Origin of the sequence: Nocardia sp. GCM10030253, assembly GCF_042675075.1 — a bacterium.
Taxonomy (GTDB): domain Bacteria; phylum Actinomycetota; class Actinomycetes; order Mycobacteriales; family Mycobacteriaceae; genus Nocardia.
Genome location: NZ_JBHTDL010000004.1, coordinates 838,125 through 854,091, shown reverse-complemented (window position 1 = coordinate 854,091; position 15,967 = coordinate 838,125). Strand labels below are relative to the sequence as shown.

16 protein-coding genes are annotated in these 15,967 nt (G+C 65.0%); 11 read left to right on the top strand and 5 right to left on the bottom strand.

From position 1 onward, the window contains the following. Positions 1–29: 29 nt before the first annotated feature. Positions 30–3,506: a protein kinase gene (locus ACFQZZ_RS08050; RefSeq protein WP_378676105.1), complete on the bottom strand. Its 3,477-nt coding sequence runs from the start codon at positions 3,504–3,506 to the stop codon at positions 30–32. 114 nt (positions 3,507–3,620) lie between these two features. On the opposite strand from ACFQZZ_RS08050, the gene ACFQZZ_RS08045 reads away from it, so the two are divergent. From ACFQZZ_RS08045 to ACFQZZ_RS08030, 4 genes are all read left to right on the top strand, one after another. Continuing rightward, positions 3,621–3,770: a hypothetical protein gene (locus ACFQZZ_RS08045; protein WP_378676102.1), complete on the top strand. Its 150-nt coding sequence runs from the start codon at positions 3,621–3,623 to the stop codon at positions 3,768–3,770. A 212-nt stretch (positions 3,771–3,982) separates the two neighbouring features. Further along, positions 3,983–4,636, top strand: a complete 654-nt coding sequence (locus ACFQZZ_RS08040; protein ID WP_378676100.1) for a hypothetical protein — start codon at positions 3,983–3,985, stop codon at positions 4,634–4,636. Continuing rightward, entirely contained in the window at positions 4,633–5,607 is a 975-nt protein-coding gene (locus tag ACFQZZ_RS08035) for a nucleotidyl transferase AbiEii/AbiGii toxin family protein (protein ID WP_378676097.1), read from the top strand. Before ACFQZZ_RS08040 ends, ACFQZZ_RS08035 begins: the two co-directional genes overlap by 4 nt. A 9-nt stretch (positions 5,608–5,616) precedes the next feature. Beyond that, complete coding sequence (locus tag ACFQZZ_RS08030) at positions 5,617–5,892, top strand: DUF2277 domain-containing protein (RefSeq protein ID WP_378676095.1); 276 nt, start codon at positions 5,617–5,619, stop codon at positions 5,890–5,892. On the opposite strand, the gene ACFQZZ_RS08025 is transcribed toward ACFQZZ_RS08030, so the two are convergent. Further along, positions 5,889–6,290 carry a hypothetical protein gene (locus tag ACFQZZ_RS08025; protein WP_378676093.1) on the bottom strand — a complete coding sequence of 134 codons (402 nt, stop codon included), beginning with the start codon at positions 6,288–6,290 and terminating at the stop codon, positions 5,889–5,891. The two genes, ACFQZZ_RS08030 and ACFQZZ_RS08025, sit on opposite strands and share 4 nt — an antisense overlap. 801 nt (positions 6,291–7,091) lie before the next feature. On the opposite strand from ACFQZZ_RS08025, the gene ACFQZZ_RS08020 reads away from it, so the two are divergent. Further along, positions 7,092–7,781, top strand: a complete 690-nt coding sequence (locus ACFQZZ_RS08020; protein ID WP_378676091.1) for a L,D-transpeptidase — start codon at positions 7,092–7,094, stop codon at positions 7,779–7,781. Positions 7,782–7,834: 53 nt separating this feature from the next. Here the strand turns inward: ACFQZZ_RS08020 and ACFQZZ_RS08015 are convergent, their stop codons facing one another. Together ACFQZZ_RS08015 and ACFQZZ_RS08010 are read right to left on the bottom strand one after the other, a co-directional pair. Beyond that, positions 7,835–8,041 carry a DUF397 domain-containing protein gene (locus ACFQZZ_RS08015; RefSeq protein ID WP_378676471.1) on the bottom strand — a complete coding sequence of 69 codons (207 nt, stop codon included), beginning with the start codon at positions 8,039–8,041 and terminating at the stop codon, positions 7,835–7,837. Next, positions 8,031–8,936, bottom strand: coding sequence for a helix-turn-helix domain-containing protein (locus ACFQZZ_RS08010; RefSeq protein ID WP_378676089.1), 906 nt, complete (start codon positions 8,934–8,936; stop codon positions 8,031–8,033). Before ACFQZZ_RS08010 ends, ACFQZZ_RS08015 begins: the two co-directional genes overlap by 11 nt. A 417-nt stretch (positions 8,937–9,353) precedes the next feature. Here ACFQZZ_RS08010 and ACFQZZ_RS08005 point away from each other — a divergent pair, with 417 nt between their 5' ends. Together ACFQZZ_RS08005 and ACFQZZ_RS08000 are read left to right on the top strand one after the other, a co-directional pair. Continuing rightward, on the top strand, positions 9,354–9,752 hold the full coding sequence (locus ACFQZZ_RS08005; protein ID WP_378676086.1) for a hypothetical protein: 399 nt from the start codon (positions 9,354–9,356) through the stop codon (positions 9,750–9,752). After that, positions 9,753–10,112, top strand: coding sequence for a hypothetical protein (locus ACFQZZ_RS08000; protein WP_378676083.1), 360 nt, complete (start codon positions 9,753–9,755; stop codon positions 10,110–10,112). Here the strand turns inward: ACFQZZ_RS08000 and ACFQZZ_RS07995 are convergent. After that, positions 10,107–10,967, bottom strand: coding sequence for a helix-turn-helix transcriptional regulator (locus ACFQZZ_RS07995; protein ID WP_378676081.1), 861 nt, complete (start codon positions 10,965–10,967; stop codon positions 10,107–10,109). The genes ACFQZZ_RS08000 and ACFQZZ_RS07995 overlap by 6 nt on opposite strands. A 138-nt stretch (positions 10,968–11,105) precedes the next feature. Between ACFQZZ_RS07995 and ACFQZZ_RS07990 the strand changes: the two genes are divergently transcribed. From ACFQZZ_RS07990 to ACFQZZ_RS07975, 4 genes are all read left to right on the top strand, one after another. Next, positions 11,106–11,885 (top strand): NAD(P)H-dependent oxidoreductase, encoded by a 780-nt coding sequence (locus ACFQZZ_RS07990; RefSeq protein WP_378676079.1) that lies wholly within the window; start codon positions 11,106–11,108, stop codon positions 11,883–11,885. Between the two features lie 166 nt (positions 11,886–12,051). Next, the gene (locus ACFQZZ_RS07985; protein WP_378676077.1) at positions 12,052–12,873 is read left to right on the top strand and encodes an alpha/beta fold hydrolase; all 822 of its coding nucleotides are present in this window, start codon (positions 12,052–12,054) and stop codon (positions 12,871–12,873) included. 81 nt (positions 12,874–12,954) lie between these two features. After that, positions 12,955–14,727, top strand: a complete 1,773-nt coding sequence (locus tag ACFQZZ_RS07980) for a non-ribosomal peptide synthetase (RefSeq protein WP_378676075.1) — start codon at positions 12,955–12,957, stop codon at positions 14,725–14,727. Continuing rightward, a complete protein-coding gene (locus ACFQZZ_RS07975; protein ID WP_378676073.1) occupies positions 14,724–15,944 on the top strand; it encodes a cytochrome P450 in 1,221 nt (406 codons plus the stop codon). The genes ACFQZZ_RS07980 and ACFQZZ_RS07975 overlap by 4 nt, the downstream gene beginning before the upstream one ends. The last annotated feature ends 23 nt before the right edge of the window (positions 15,945–15,967 follow it).

Here is a 15,967-nt window from a genome sequence, read left to right as displayed (position 1 = left end):
CGGCGTGAATCGACCGCGCAAAGTCTGCGTCAGATCGTCTGTGCCGTATCGGCATTGACCAATGCGAGCAGGAACTTCTCGGGCACGTCCGGCCAGGCGGGATGCCAGCGCCCCGCGATCTGGTCCGCACGCAGCGCCGCCAGCGTCGACAGGACGTAGGGTCCGCCGTCGAGCAGGTACCGGACCGAACCGAGCTCGGCGCATTGCGCGGTGATCGTTGCCAGCAACGTCTTCGCTGTATCGGTCCGCTCGGCGGCGGCCAGGCAGGCGACAAGCAGGCGACGGGCTTTCAGCAGTTCCCTCGGGCGATCGACCGCTTCGAGGCGGTCCACCCATTCCTGCGCCCAGGTACAGGCGAGTTCGGTCTGCTGCGGCGACGCTTCGGCCAGCAGTAGCCGGATCGCGGTGAATTCCTCGTACAGCACCGTGAATTCGTCGATCGGATCGATCGGCGTACGGCGGCCGGCGTAGTCGACGACCGGCAGCGGACCGGACTCGGGGTTCGGTGGCAGACCCAGCCGCAGCCGCTCGTTCTCGACCTCCGCCCGCAACCGCGGCAACGACATCGATCGTGCGACACGGGCACCTTCGTTCAGCCTGCGGATCGCGGCGGCACGGTCCCCCAGCAGCGCCTTGATGCGAGCTCCCACCACGTAGCGGGCCAGCTTGAAATCGACCACGCCCGCCTCCGGTCCCAACTTGTAGCCCTCGTCGAGCAGCCGTTCGGCCGCCACGATCTCGCCGCGCTCGTAGAGCAGTTCGCCCAATAGCGATCCGGCCAGTCGCGCGCCGTAGGAGTGGGTGCCACCAGACTGTTTGGCTACCTTCAGCGCCCGCCGGAAATACTGCTCCGCACGGGCGATGTCGAGCCGCAGGCTGGCGGCGAGACCGAGGAAGCACAACCCGTGCACATTGTTGTAGTAGCCCTTGTTCTGCCGCATGTACGGCGCGGACCACTCCTGTATGCGCAGCGCCTCGTCGAAGTCGTGGCGATAGCCCGCGGCGAAAGACGCGACGTTCGCTCCGATGGCCACCACATATGGCGACAGGTCATCCGCACGGGCCAGACAGGGCGCCAGCATGTCATCGACACCGGCCAGTACATCCGCGCGCACCGTCACCACCGCGTGCACCACGCCCGCTTCGGCACGCAGATTCGCCGTCACCGTCTCGTCGAGGGCGCCGCGGTCCAGGGTCGACTCCGCAAGCCGCAGTGCGCGTTCCGCGGGCACGGCGCGGTGCAGCAGGATGTTGGCCCACGCCAGATCCAGCTGCAGTCGAGGATGTGTCTCGATGATCGCCGCGGGCAGTTTGCCGACCAGGCCGATCAGGCTGGCGAACTGCCCGTACTCGAGCAGCGACATCCCGTCCTTTTCGACGATCTCGACGGCGCGCTTGTCATCGCCTGCCAGCAGTGCGTGATCGACCGCTTCGCTCACGTGCCGGTGCTCGGCAAACCATCGCGACGCCGTGCGATGCAGCTCGGTGATCCGTTCCGGCCGATCACGTTCGAGCCGCTGCAGCAGAAATTCCTGGAACAGGTGGTGGTATCGAAACCACTGCCCACCGTCGAGCCTGCGCAGGAACAGATCCTCCTGTTCGATTTGCTCGAGCAGGACCTGTCCGTCTGCAACGCCGGTGAGCGCCGCGGCCAGTTCGCCGCAGGTGCGCTCGGTGATCGAGGTCGCCACCATGAAATCGAGCGTCCCCGGTTCGAGGGTGTCGAGGACATTCTCGGCCAGGAACTCGCTGATGGCGTGGTGTCGCCCGGTCAGGTGACCGATCAGTGCGCCGGGATCGTCACTGCCGCGCAACGACAGCGCCGCGAGCTGCAGTGCCGCGACCCAACCTTCGGTCGACTCGGTGAGATCCTCGACATCGCCGCGGTCCAGCTCGAGTCCACCGAGGTCGACCAGAAACGTATGAGCCTCGTCCACATCGAAACGCAGTGCGGTGGGGTCGATTTCGACCAGCTCGTCACGCGCTCGCATCGAACTCATCGGCAGACCGGTCTGACTGCGGCTGGTCACCACGGTTCGCAGGGCCGGACTGCAGCTTTCGATCAGGAAGCGCAACGCCCCTGCGGTGGCGGGATCACTCACTCGGTGCCAGTCATCGATCACCACGAACAGCTGCTCACCGCGCCGATCGATGTCGTTGATCAGCGAGGTCAATACGAATCGCCCGGCCTCCATGCCGTGTTCCTCCAGCAGCACGCCGAGCTCCTGCGCCAGCGAAGGACGCACGGCGCGAATGGCTTCGACGAGGTGCGACAGGAACCAGACGACATTGTTGTCGTCGTCGTCGACGGTCAGCCACGCCACAGCGACACCGTCGGAGGTCAAAGCCTCGCACCATTGCGCGGCGAGCGTGGTCTTGCCGAAACCGGTGGGGCCGTGGATGACTGCCAGCCGTCGGCCTGCTCCCTGGCGCAGCAATTCGATCAGCCGCGCCCGTTCGACCAGCGGGCGGGTTGGCACCGGCGGCCGCAACCGTGTCGCGGGAACCGGCGGGGTCGTTCGCGCGGAAAACACCCCCGAGGTGCGACGCCGGCCGGATCCGGTCGGCGTCGCCGCGGGTCGCTGTCCGACAGGTTCCGCCGCGGCCAACGGAATCGGCATTTCGTCCGGCGACATCCCGTACCTGGCCTGGATCTCGCGCAGCATGTCGCCGAATGCCGCTGCGGAGGACGGCCGTTCGTCGATGTCACGGGACATGGCGCGTTCGATAGCGTCCGTCACGTCGGCGGGCAGTCCCGCATCGCTCAGATCCGGTATCGGCTGCTTGGTGATGCGGAGGAACTGAGCAACCAACTGTTCGCCGCTGCGCCGCTCGAACACGGCATGACCGGTCCCCGCACAGAACAGCGTCGAGGCGAGGCTGTAGATATCGGCCGTCACATCCGGGGTACGCCCCTGCAGGACCTCCGGTGCGGTGAAGGCGGGCGAACCGGTGATGGTGCCCGCGGTCGTCTCGAAACCGCCCACCAGCCGCGCGATCCCGAAATCGGCCAGCTGCGGCTCACCGTACTCGGTGAGCAGGATGTTCCCGGGTTTCACGTCACGGTGCAGCATCCCGCGCCGATGCGCAGTCTCCAGCGCGCCCGCGATCTTCACCCCGATGTGCAGGACGTCCTGCCAGCCGATCGGGCCATAGTCCTGGATTCGGGCATCCAACGAGCCGTGCGGGTGATACGGCATCACGATGTAGGGCCGCCCGGTCGCCGTCGACCCAACCTCGAACACGCTCACAATGTTCGGATGGCCGGACAGTTTGCCCATGGCAAGCTGCTCACGAACAAACCGTTCGAGATTCTCCGATTCGAGATCAGCGGTGAGCACCTTGATCGCCACCGTGCGATCCAGCGCCGCCTGAAAACAGCGGTACACCACGCCGAATCCGCCACGACCGATCTCGACAGCGTCCGTGAACCCGGCGGCATCGAGCTCCGCCGCGAACCCTGAGGTCAGGTCGCGTTGCGTGGGAAGCGGATCTTTATGCGCCACGACGACCTCGATACGAACTTTCGGCTAGTTACTCCGAGGATATTCCCGCCGCCGCGATTCCGTGACTCGACGGGCCGCCGGATGGCATCGAACTCGACATTTGCTGCAGACTCGATGAGCACGAAGCTTTCAGTCAGCTGGGCAGCCCGGCTCGTGGTCTTCCTCGGGATCGCTTCCACAGGACTCGTGGTGGCGCCCGCACAGGCCGAACCGTTGTGGCCGGGAGGCCCGAACATTCCGGATGTTCCGGCGCTACTCACCTGAGTGGATCGCTCTGCACAACGTCTCGAACTCCGGGGTGATCAGCGCGGGCGCCGCCATCGGCTGCGCCATCGGCGAATTCATCGGCGCCCGATGAAATAGCCGCTGAGCACATAGAATTGACGCACCAACTCGAGCTGGGGCGGTTTCATATGACCGCTCAGCCCCAGTCGTATCGCCTGGGAACCCTGGCACAATTTTGCTACGGTTGATCCGTGGATTTCGAACATATGTTCGCCGGAGATTTCGAGGCGCACCTGACAGTCCTGCTCACCACAGCGGACGAATCGCGGCTGATCGACTGGGCCGAGGCCAACGACATGCGGTACGCGCGCATCGTGCTCGACCGTGGCGCGGTAGCCGACCAGCCGATGCTCACATTCACACGATCAGGGACGTTCGACGAATCAGCTCAGGCGGTGCAAGAGTACTCGAAAGCATTGGGAGCAGCCGGTTTCCCGGTAACACGCGCCAAGATTGAGGCGAGCCCCTTCAACAGGGGCGTACCGCAGACGGCCGACGAGGCCGCCGCGCTGCCCTCGGGTTGCTACTTCGAGCACCATGTCAAGCTCGTCCTGCACGACGAGACAGACCTGTCCCGCGTGCGGAAGCTCGCCGAACCGCACGCCGCGCACCTCTCACGCAACGCCCGCCGGTCGGCGGACAACGGACGACACGAGCGGTTCGTGACGCAGCGATGCCGTGACATCGGCCTGCCGGAGGCAGGCGAGCGGCTCCGGGTCCTCCTCGAAGTCCTTCAGACCGCCGGATTTCCGGCCATCGAGGTGGAGCGAGAGTTCGTCGTCCACGACAGCCACCCGGCTCTCGACGCGGGCTGGATCGTGGAGCAGGACGCAGCAGCGCGATGACTCCGGACGAAGCCCACCGAAGAGTACTGGACCACCTGCTCGCCCTGATCGCCGGTTCGGAGGTGGGCGCCGGGCTGGTGCTGCGCGGCAGTATGACGCTGCAGGCTTGGTTGGGGGACCGAGCGCGACCGCCGGGCGATTTGGACTGGATTGTGCCGGAACTGTCCGAAACCAGCTTTCCGGATCCACTCGATCCGTTCCCCTACCTCGACGACATCGCGACAGTTCAGCAGTGGCCCGCGGCAGTGGAGGGTGCCGCCGAGTACCAGATGTGGGCAGCGGAGGAGTTCGGAACATTCGGGATCCGGCCGCTACTGCCCCCGGAGGGCTTGCGCTGGATGCGCGTCGACGAATACACGCCGAGTTCGCTGCGCGACACAGTGGTCGAGTCGATACGGCGCAATCCGCACGTGGCAGGCGGCATGCTGTGGCTGGACGCGGATGACGTGGACGAGGACGGACAGTGGGCCTACGCCGGCTACGACACCCTCGGCATGCGACTCCTCGTGCCCTGGTACACCGCTGACGACCGGGAAGCGGGTGAGGTACGGCTGGACTTCGCCTCCGACGAAACAATTCCCGACACACCGGTCTGGACGGCCATCCCGCGCGCCGACGGCGGGCAACCGACCCCCGTTGTCACGGCGAGCCGGGAGCTGTCACTGGCTTGGAAGCTGTTGTGGTTGCACGTCGACGCGACCGATAAAGGCCACGCCGCGGGCAAAGATCTCTACGACGCCGTGCTCCTCGCCGAATCCGAGCGGACCCATTTGACACCCCGCCTCCTACGCAAGGTGCTCGGTCCGCACGCCCACGGTTTCGGCCCCGACGCGATCCGCCGCTGGCAGGTGAACTGGACGGAATTCTGCCGTGCCCACCCGTCGGTCCGCGGCGGCGTGGACAGCTGGCTCGACCGGCTGGCACGCGCCCTCCCGATCCACCCACGGGAAACCCTCGAAACTGACGGCTAACCTCGAAGCATGTGCCGAAACATCACTGGTCTTCGTGGGCTGGAGCCCGCGGCGACACCTGAGGAAATACATGCGGCGGCCCTGCAATACGTCCGCAAGGTCGGCGGCCTGTCCAGCATCTCCGAAACGAACCGTCCCGCGGTCGATGCCGCCGTCGCCGACATAGCGGCGGCCACCACCCGACTGCTCGCCCAACTACCGGACCGCAAGGTTCCCCCGAAAACCGTACCGCCATTGCGCCGGCCCGAAGTGCAGGCTCGGCTCCACGCGCACGACCCTCACTAAGCCGCGGGTGATCCGAACCGAGCCCTCCGGCCGGCGCTGACCGCGACACCCATACCGACGGCGACGATCAACGCCGCGGCGGAGCGGAGCAGTCGCCGTGAGGGCCGCCTGCCGAACAACTCGGCTCGACGCTTCGCGACGGCCGTGGTCTGCTTCGCGACCACCCGCAATATCCGCACCGCCAGCTCCGGCGGCGGCATCGACTCGTCCAAAACCGTTATGGTGGCCAGTGTTTCGTGGATATCGCCCACGGTGGCCGTGAACGCCGCCGCCGTCGCGGCGTCCGCGTTTCCGACGCGTTCCTCGATGTGCCTGCGTTCGGTCTCGTCGACCGCGTCCAATGCGTAGGGATACGCGAGGTCGAGCAGGTCGTCGACAGGCCGCTCGGTATCGGTCATCGGGCCTCACTTCCGGTCAGGCATGTCCGTCTGTCCAGTCCATCGCGGATACGACACCCGCCACGCTGCATCTCCGCCTGCATACAAGGGCTTCGACACGTCGGGTGTGCCGGATGGGTTTCCGGGGGCAACCGACCAGTCTGCATTCGGTCCGAACCGATGCCACGCCCGATCCAACAGACCCAGCGAACCCTTCCCCCTCAGCCCACTGCCCAGCCGCCTGACCGGCGAGCGAGTGGCACCTGCCAGCAGGATGACCGCCTCACGCGACGCGCGCACTTCCCGAGCACAGCGCCGCAGAACCGTTTCCCCTTCCGACAGCCGCTCGGTCACATAAAATCGAAGGGCTTCTCGCAAGTGTCGGACTGATCACAACTGCACACCCTTAGGAGTGCTCATGTCAGTTAGACCTGGGAACAAGTCTGAAGCAACCGCCACTACCGCTAAGCGCCCCCTGGGCAAGTCGGGCAGCCGCAAACCCGCGAAGCCGAAGCCCGCGAAGCCGACGCTCGCTGACCGAAAATCGGGCAAGAGAAAGTGGGATTCTCCCGAGGGCTACACGAAGGACGGCCGCAAGCTCGGCCCCGAGAGTACCAAGCGCCAGAAACTCGGCCGCGCCTTCGCGGAAGCTTTCGATAAAATAGTCCCTCATTTACCTCGGTTCGTCGTCCGGAACGGAAAGGGTAGAAAGAGAAAGAGCTAGCCGGGAACCCGGTGGTCGTGTAGCTCGCTGGCGGGTAGCGCTCCCGCCCGAGGAGTTTCCTGCTCTCGCCTCCTCGATCCGTCCGCCATCATGTGCCTATGGTGACTACTCGGACTCGGCTGCGCGTCGGCTGCGCAGCCGCAGTTTTCGCGGCGGTGTACATCGGCGGCGGCGGTGCGCAAGTACCCCCGCGCCAACTACCGTTGCCCTACGACGGCGACGCGAACCAGGTCGTCACGGTCGTCGCCGACCACTCCGGCGCCACCACCGCGACATTGACCGCATGGGAACGCCTCCATGGCGGGTGGCGGGCGGTCATCGGTCCCGTGCCCGCCCGAGTCGGTGCCGAAGGAATCGGCAACGCCAACGAGAATTCCTCGCGCACTCCGGCCGGAACATGGACCATCACAGAGGTTTTCGGACTCGAGACCGCCGACGATGCCCTGCTCCCCTACCGCCGGGTCGGCACTTCGGACTGGTGGGTCTCCGATGTCCACTCGCGGCACTACAACACCCACGTCCACTGCGACCGCGGATCCTGCCCGTTCGACGAAACCGCCAGCGAAAACTTGGGCGAAATCGGCCCGATCTACAACCACGCCATAGTCATCGACTACAACCGCGCCCCGGTCATCCCGGGCGCAGGTTCGGCATTCTTCCTGCACGCCACCAACGGTCAACCCACTGCGGGCTGCGTCGCAATCCCGGCCGCCGATCTACCCACGCTCCTCCGCTGGCTCGACCCGGCCGAGCACCCCGTGATCGACATCGGAGTCGTCATGCGCTGAATAGACCGGACCGGCCCCAGCATTGAAGCCAGTGACCGTTCTCGTTCTCGGGACTACGGGCGGTCGAACTCGCCGTCATTCACCCCGGCGGTGAAAGCTTCCCACTCGCCAGGAGTGAAGACCAGCGCAGGGCCGGTCTGATTCTTGGAGTCTCGGACTCCAACCTTGCCCCCAGCAAGGAAAGCGACCTCGACGCATTCGCTCCCCCCGGAACTGCGGCTGGACTTGAACCACTGTGCCCCGGTCAGGTCAACGTTCACTGTCATGCTCCCTTGCTATCTCTCTGATCAGGTCACGGCTTGGGCGATCGTCCAGCGTCGCAGCCAGCAACGTACGGAACGTCTGGTGACATCGGCGTACGTCCTCCGACCCTTCAAGATAGACGTCCCCAGTGAAGCTCTCAGCAAACACGATGGTCGGTTCGACCGGCTTACCCCTACTGTCCTTGGGAAACGTCATGATGATGAACTGCGACACCACGATGCCAGTAGGGAACCCCGCGCGGAACGGCAACACTCGAACCCGAACGTTCTCACGGGTGCTCAGGTCGGCAATGTGCCGCAACTGAGCAACCATCACGCGCGGCCCGCCAACGACGGTACGCAACACAGTCTCATGCAGTACCACCGACAGCTGCACCGGATGACGCTGGCGCGTGACACCATGTTGACGCTGCATCCGAAGCGCTATCCGGCGTTTCAGTTCGGCATCCGAGTCCTTCGGAAAGTACTGCCTATCAAGGATGCCCGCGTACTCCGCAGTCTGAAGAATGCCAGGCACAATCAGAGGTTGAAAGATCGCCAGTTCGGCCGCGCCAGCTTCCAGCCCGACGTAGGTATTGAACTTCGCTGCGATCACATCGCTGTAGCTTCGCCACCACGAACGAGCCGGGGCCTGTTCGGCTAGTTGCTTGGCCGCATCGGTCTTCTCCTCATCGAGGCCGTAGTTCTCACACAGCGCTGCAACGTCACGGACTCTGACCTTTTCAGTCACCCCACGTTCCAGACGGCTCAAGGTCGACTTGTTCCATTCCATAAGGGCGGCAGCCCGTTCCACGGTGAGCCCGGTCGCCTCACGCGCCTCTTTCAGGTACCGGCCGAGCTGCCTACGCGGCAGGGTGCTGCCCGTTTCCTCTGGTTCGTCGTAGTCAGGCACACGCTCCCCCTCGTTGCATCCTGACGTCCTTGTCTGTTGCAGAATGCCCCGATCCTAGGTGGCGTTGCACAACGCGAGCTGGCGATTCGGGCGAGTTCTCCCGAGTTTCATGTTGCAGCGCACTGACGTCGGCGCTTGGCACACCCTTGCCTCATGGCTACGACTACCAGACTCAGCGAGGCTCAGGCTGCCGTACTCGCAGCGCTCGAGCCGGGCGGAATCTTGTCTGTCGATTCGCTGGTGAGGGCGGCCGGACTCACCGGCAGACAGGCCCGCAACACGGTCCTGCGCCTCCAATCAGCCGGGCTCATCATTCACGGCGGCCTGTTCAGTCGTAGCGGATACCAAATCACCGACCGAGGCCGAATCACACTTTCGACCAGTGGCCGGTCCTAGTCGCAGACGGGGAGGCGAGCCATGTTGCACAACACAACATTCGGAGATCACACGGTCCTGTGGAAGATCGTCCACGGTGCACACCAGATCCGAATCGAATCGCTGATCGACCACGACGGCACGACGGCGGCCTATCGGATGAGGTCGGACGGCTCGATTGTCGACATACGCAACGGTGACCCGGGCGTTGTGCTATTCGGCGAGGGGAATGACCGGCCCGATCTGCCGCAGGTACGTGAGTGGTTCCCGCGCCTGTTCGGGCTGTGGAACGCTGTGCGGGCTCAGTACTGGGATGCCGTGTCGCCTCTCGACCACCCGCGCTACATAGGGCCTTGCGATTCGATGCCCGAAGGCGGCAATGGCGGGTGTAACGCAGGGCGAATGGACGAGCTTCCCTATGCAGTAAGGCATTCGGTGTAGATGTCCGAAATAATCCCGTTCCGGCCAACCGGCGACATCACCCCTTCGGTCCAGGCGCTGCTCAGCGAATTCCACGAAGACACCCTCGAAAAGCTCGCGCTCGCTCCGCTGGAAAGCAAAGCGACGTTTCAGCGTGCGGACGGTTCGGTGTCCGCGATAGACGAGAACGGCTGGCCCGAGGACTACGACGACCTCGACAAGCTCGAAGCAATCCCGGTGCAGCCGACCAGCGTTCGCGACACGGAGACCTCACAACCCCCGGCACGTGGCGAGCGGGACGCGGCTGCGGCGAACGCCTGGGGGCTGCATGCTCTTGTACCGTTCGTCGAGTGGGCCGAGGGGACCCGGCACGTCCTATGAGTCCGTTGTCGACCGCTGATCCGAGGTCTTGCTGTTCCGCAGGTCGCCCGTGACCCCGAGGCTGGCCAGCATGCGCAGGCTGTCGTGTGCGGCGGTCCCCGGCGCGGCCGAGAGGACGATCAGCTCGGTACCCGTTTCGTCCGGCAACGTGAAATTCTCCTGGTGCAGCTCCAGGTCCCCGATCAACGGGTGTACGTAGGCTTTTCGGCCGTGGGTGCGACTGCGTACGTCGGCGCGCGCCCACAACTTGCGGAAACGGTCGCTGTGCACGGCGAGCTCGCCGATGAGCGACGTCAGGCGCGGATCGTCGGGGTACTTCCCTGCCGCGAGGCGCAGCTGCCCGACGGTGTCACGGGTGCAGGCGTCCCAGTCGGCGTAGAGCGTGCGGCCGTCCGCGTCCAGGAAGATGTGCCTGGCGATATTCAGGCCCTTCATCGAGCGGCCATACAGCAATTCGGCGAGTGGGTTGGCGGCCGCGACGTCGAGTCGGTGGTCGACGATGAACGCGGGGCCGTCGGCGATGAGGTCGAGGACGCGCAACAGCTCGGGCCGAACCCGTCCGCCATGTGCCGACCTGGCCGGGCGCTGCGGCCTGCGCGCGAGCCGGTGCAGGTGCTCGCTCTCCACCTCGTCGAGTCCCAGGACCCGAGCGAGCGCGTCGAGGACCTGCGCGGAGGGCTGCGTGGCCCGTCCCTGTTCCAGGCGGACGTAGTAGTCGACGCTCACCCCGGACAGGTGCGCGACCTCCTCGCGACGCAGCCCCTCGACGCGGCGGCGCGAGTCGACCGGGATGCCGACAGACCCCGGATCGACTCGCGCCCGCCGCGTACGCAGGAAGTCCGCAAGATCATCCATCACTCCAGTATCCCGATTCGCCCGTCGGCGAGGGTGGTCCTGTCGATACCAGGAAGTCCGGTCCGATGGAAGAAGCGCCCCTGAACGCCGTCCTCGGCAGCCCTCAAGATCGACATCGACCGATCCGAAGGAGCAGAAGTGAAGACACTCATCGTCCACGCCCACCCCGAGCCGCAGTCGCTGAGCAGCTCGCTGAAAAACGTCGCGGTGTCCACCTTGACGAAGGCCGGGCACGAGGTTCAGGTCAGCGACCTGTACGCGATGCGCTGGAAGTCCGGTGTGGACGCGGAAGACTTCGGGGCCGCAGCGACCCACCCGCTCGATGTGGTCCACGACTCCGGCCGCGCGTACGAGACTGGCACACTCACCGCGGATATCGCCGCTGAACAGGCCAAACTCCTGTGGGCCGACACGGTGATCTTCCAGTTCCCCCTGTGGTGGTACGCGATGCCCGCGATCCTCAAAGGCTGGGTGGACCGAGTCTTCACCTACGGTTTCGCCTATGGCGTCGGCGAGCACAACGCCACCAAGTACGGCGAGCGCTTCGGCGAGGGCACCCTCGCGGGCAAACGGGCGATGCTGTCGGTGACGATCGGCGGCCGCGAGTCGCACTACACCGATCGCGGAATCAACGGCCCCATCGACGACCTGCTCTTCCCGATCCACCATGGGATCCTCTACCACCCCGGCATGGACGTGCTGCCACCGTTCGTCATGTACGGCACGACGCGGGTATCGCCAGAGGACTTCGCCGACGCGGCCAAGCTATGGGAGCAGCGCCTGCTGACACTGGAGGAGACCGACCCGATCCCCTTCCGCCAGCAGAACGGCGGCGACTACGAGCTGCCGTCACTTCGGCTGCGCGAAGGACTGGAAGCCCGGGGCAGCAAGGGTTTCGGCCTGCACGTCCGAGGCTGATCGACTCGCCGAAGAACATCGGTCGGCGACGGGGCATGTCGGCGCTGCAACCTCCCACTACTGGGAAGTTGAAAGTTGGATGAGCGCGACGCGGCGCTGCTACTTTCTGCGCGGAAGTCGGGCTCGGCGCGACTCGTCGAGTCTGCGGACCAGGTGGCACAAGCTCATGTCGATAGCGATCCTCAATGGAATCCGGTTGAGCTACCACGTGATCGGCGAGGGCCCGCTGGTCCTACTCATCATGGGCAGCGGCAGTCCGGGTCGAGTCTGGCGGACCCATCAAGTTCCAGCGCTGGTACAGGCCGGATTCCGGGTGGCAACGGTCGACAATCGAGGGATCGCCCCGTCGGAGGAGAGCGCCGAGGGCATCACCCTCGACGATCTGGTGGCCGATTCGGCCGCACTGATCGAGTACCTCGGTGCGCCCGCGCATGTCGTCGGCACATCGCTGGGAGCTCTGGTGGTGCAGGAACTAGCCCTCAGGCGCCCCGAGTTGACTACTCGAGCGGTCATGATGGCGACAGCAGGTCGACCGCACCCGATGCTGCTCGCGCACAATGCCGGTGAACTGGCTCTCCACGATCGGGATATCCGATTGCCGCCGGAGTACGCCGCGACGATCAAGGCAACGCTCAATCTGTCACCCCGTACGCTCGAGGACCCCGAAGCCGCCCGACACTGGCTCGACATGTTCGAATTCTCGGCCTCGGCGACGGCAGCGCCCGGCGTGCGCGCACAGCTCGGAATCGACTATTCACGCAATCGACTCGCCGACTACGCGCGAATCACTGTGCCCAGCTTGGTCATCGGCTTCACCGACGACCAACTGGCGCCGCCGAAGTACTGCCAGGAAGTTGCCGCCGCAATCCCCGGCGCCCGATATGCGGAGATCGACCGATGCGGCCACCTCGGTTACCTCGAGCGGCCCGAGGAAGTCAATCGCGTGATCATCGACTTCCTGTCCAGCCGGTGTCATCATGACCACTGACCAGCGTGTAAACCCCAGGCTATTCCCATTGTTGGTGGTTCCGTAACACGTCAGACCATTCGGTCGCTTACAGTCACGACCGTGCAAACACCTGATGAGGTGCCGCTTCAACCACCGAATCGGTCCTGGTTGCAACGGTTCGACGAACGAGTACTCGGTGCGGCACATGAGGTCGCGCTGATAGATAGCCAGTTTACATTGACCTACCAAGACCTGGATCACTGGGTCGGTCGAATCTGCCGGGATTTGACGAAAGCCGGTGTCGTCGACTCGGATTCGATCGCGGTGATAGTGCCACAGCGACGCAGTCCATTCACGACCGCCGCGATGTTGGCGATTTGGCGGCTGGGCGCGGTGTATGTGCCAGTGGCCGCGGACCAGCCACCGGAACGAACGCGCTCGATGCTCGCGGTATGCACGGTGCGCGTCGCCCTGCTCGAGCCGGGATCCGCACCACCGACGCTGCCGGAAGAGATTGTTACGGTGCCGATTCCGCCACCGGAAGCCGCGGATTCCGCTGTGCGGGATCTACCGATCTACCCGATCATCGACGCGGGCGATCTCGCATACATCATCTTCACCTCAGGATCTTCCGGAGCGCCGAAGGGTGTCGCCGTGCCGCATCGGGGTATCGCGGCCATGGCGGACGCCACCGCACAGGCACTCGACCTGCGGCCCGGCACCCGCATGCTGCAATTCGCCCCGGCTTCGTTCGATGCCTCGATCGCGGAGATCACCTCGACGCTCGGTGCCGGAGCGACTGCTGTGTTCGCTTCGCACGATCAGCTGACCGACGGCGTGAGCATCGCCGAAGTCATTGTCGCACAAGACATCACCCATGCAATCATGGTGCCGTCGGTACTCGCGGCGATACCGGAGCACCAGATGCCGCCGGGCCTTCGACTCATTGTCGCGGGCGAGGCCGCGAACTCGGCCGTGGTCGAAGAATGGACCGTTCGGCACCATCTCATCAATTCCTATGGCCCGACCGAAACCACGGTGTGCGCCACCATCAGCGATCCGCTGGTCGGTACGGCTCAACACATCCCGATCGGCCGCGCCATCGACGGCACCGCGTTGCGGATCGTCGGCGATGATGGCACGGACGCGGAGCCGGGTACCGCGGGCGAGCTGTGGATCGGCGGGCTCGGGGTGGCGCGCGGATATCTGGGATTGCCACGGGAGACCGCCGCGGCGTTCGTCGACGATCCGGCGACCGGTCAACGGTTCTATCGCTCAGGAGATCTCGTCCGGCAACTCCCCGATGGACAGCTCGAATTCATCGGGCGCATGGACCGGCGGATCAAGTTGCGTGGTCGCCGCATCGAACCAGGTGAGATCGAGGCCATCGCGCTCCGGTGCCCCGGCGTTCGCCAGTCGGCGGTCGTGGCGACCGAGACCCAGCTGGTCTGCTGTGTAGTCGTCGACGACGCGATCAGCGCGAGCGAGGTCCGTGGGTTCCTCGCTGAACACCTGCCCGATTACCTGCGGCCCGATCGAGTCGAGACCCTTGCCGAAATGCCGCGTACGCCACATGGAAAGACCGACTACGCCGCCTTGACGGAATCGGTGCAGCGGCCCGACTCGATACGCCCGGCACCGGAGTCGATGACGCCTGCGGAGCGGGTGCTGTGCGAACTGTTCGCGGAAACCTTGAGCTTGCCGGAGTTTCATCCCGCCGACAGCTTCTTCGATCTCGGTGGCGAATCAATGGAAGCCGCCAAGCTCACCCGGCGGATCCGGACTGCGCTCGGTGTGGAGATGACAATGCGTATGTTGCTCGAAGCCCCATCACCCGGGCAACTGGCCGCGCTGCTGTCGATTTCCGAATCGGAGTTGGTGAGCGGAAGATGACCGGCGCAGTCCGGTCGACGAGCCTGGATGACACGCACGTCTGGGATCTCACCGACCCGACAACACACTTGCGCGAGGATATTGCGGAATTCTGGCGCGACCAACGCAGTCGGCAGCCGATCTTCCGGCACGAGAGTTCGCCCGACCACCCCGCCTTCTGGGTGGTCTGCGGGTACGACCCTGCGGTGACCATCTATCGCGACAGCAAGCGATTCACCTCACAGCGCGGGAATGTCCTGCTCACGCTGCTGGCGGGCCGGGACAACGCGGCGGGCAAGATGCTGGCGGTGACCGACCCGCCCCGACACACTCGACTGCGCCGGCTGATGACATCGGCGCTCACGCGAGATGCGGTGCGCGCGTTGGCACCTCGCATTCAGGAGCGCACCAGGCGACTACTGGCCCAGTGGACGGGTTCGGGTACTTTCGATTTCGCGGAGGAGATTGCCTCCCGGATCCCGATTTGGACCATCTGCGATCTGCTCGGCATTCCGGAGAGCGATCACGATCTGCTCGTCTCGCTGACCAAGCAGGCGCTCAGCTCCGAAGATGCGGCGCAGTCGGATATCTCGGCCTCGGCGGCCCGCCAAGAGATACTGCTCTGCCTGCTCGACCACGTGGAATCGCAGCGCCAGCACCCGGCGAACGGCCTGATCACGGCCCTGATCGCCGAAACGTTCGAGGGCGTGCCGCTGTCCGACGACCAGATCGTCACCAATTGCTACAGCATCATTTTGGGCGGCGACGAGACGAGTCGGCTGACGATGATCAACGCGATACACGAATTCGCCGCGGATCCGCGACTGTGGGATCGATTCAAGGAAGTCGATGACCTCGGCACCGCGGTCGAGGAGGTGATCCGATGCTTCGCTCCCACCATGCATTTCGGACGCGTCGCGAACACCGACGTGGAGATACACGGCACGCGGATCGCCGCGGGAGAAATCGTCACGATGTGGAATGCCGCCGCGAACCGGGACGAGACCCGATTCCCCGATCCCGACGCGGCACGGTTCGATCGAAAGCCCAATCCCCATCTGGCGTTCGGATACGGTCCGCACTTCTGTGTCGGCGCGCATCTCGCGCGCTTGGAGATCGCCATCGTGCTGGACGAGATGCGACGCTCGGCCCGATCCATCATCCCCAAGGGAAGACCGCGACCGCTGTATTCGAACTTTCTGCACGGGTATGCCACCTTGCCGATCGAACTCGTATAGCCATCCCCCACCGGCGAATTGGA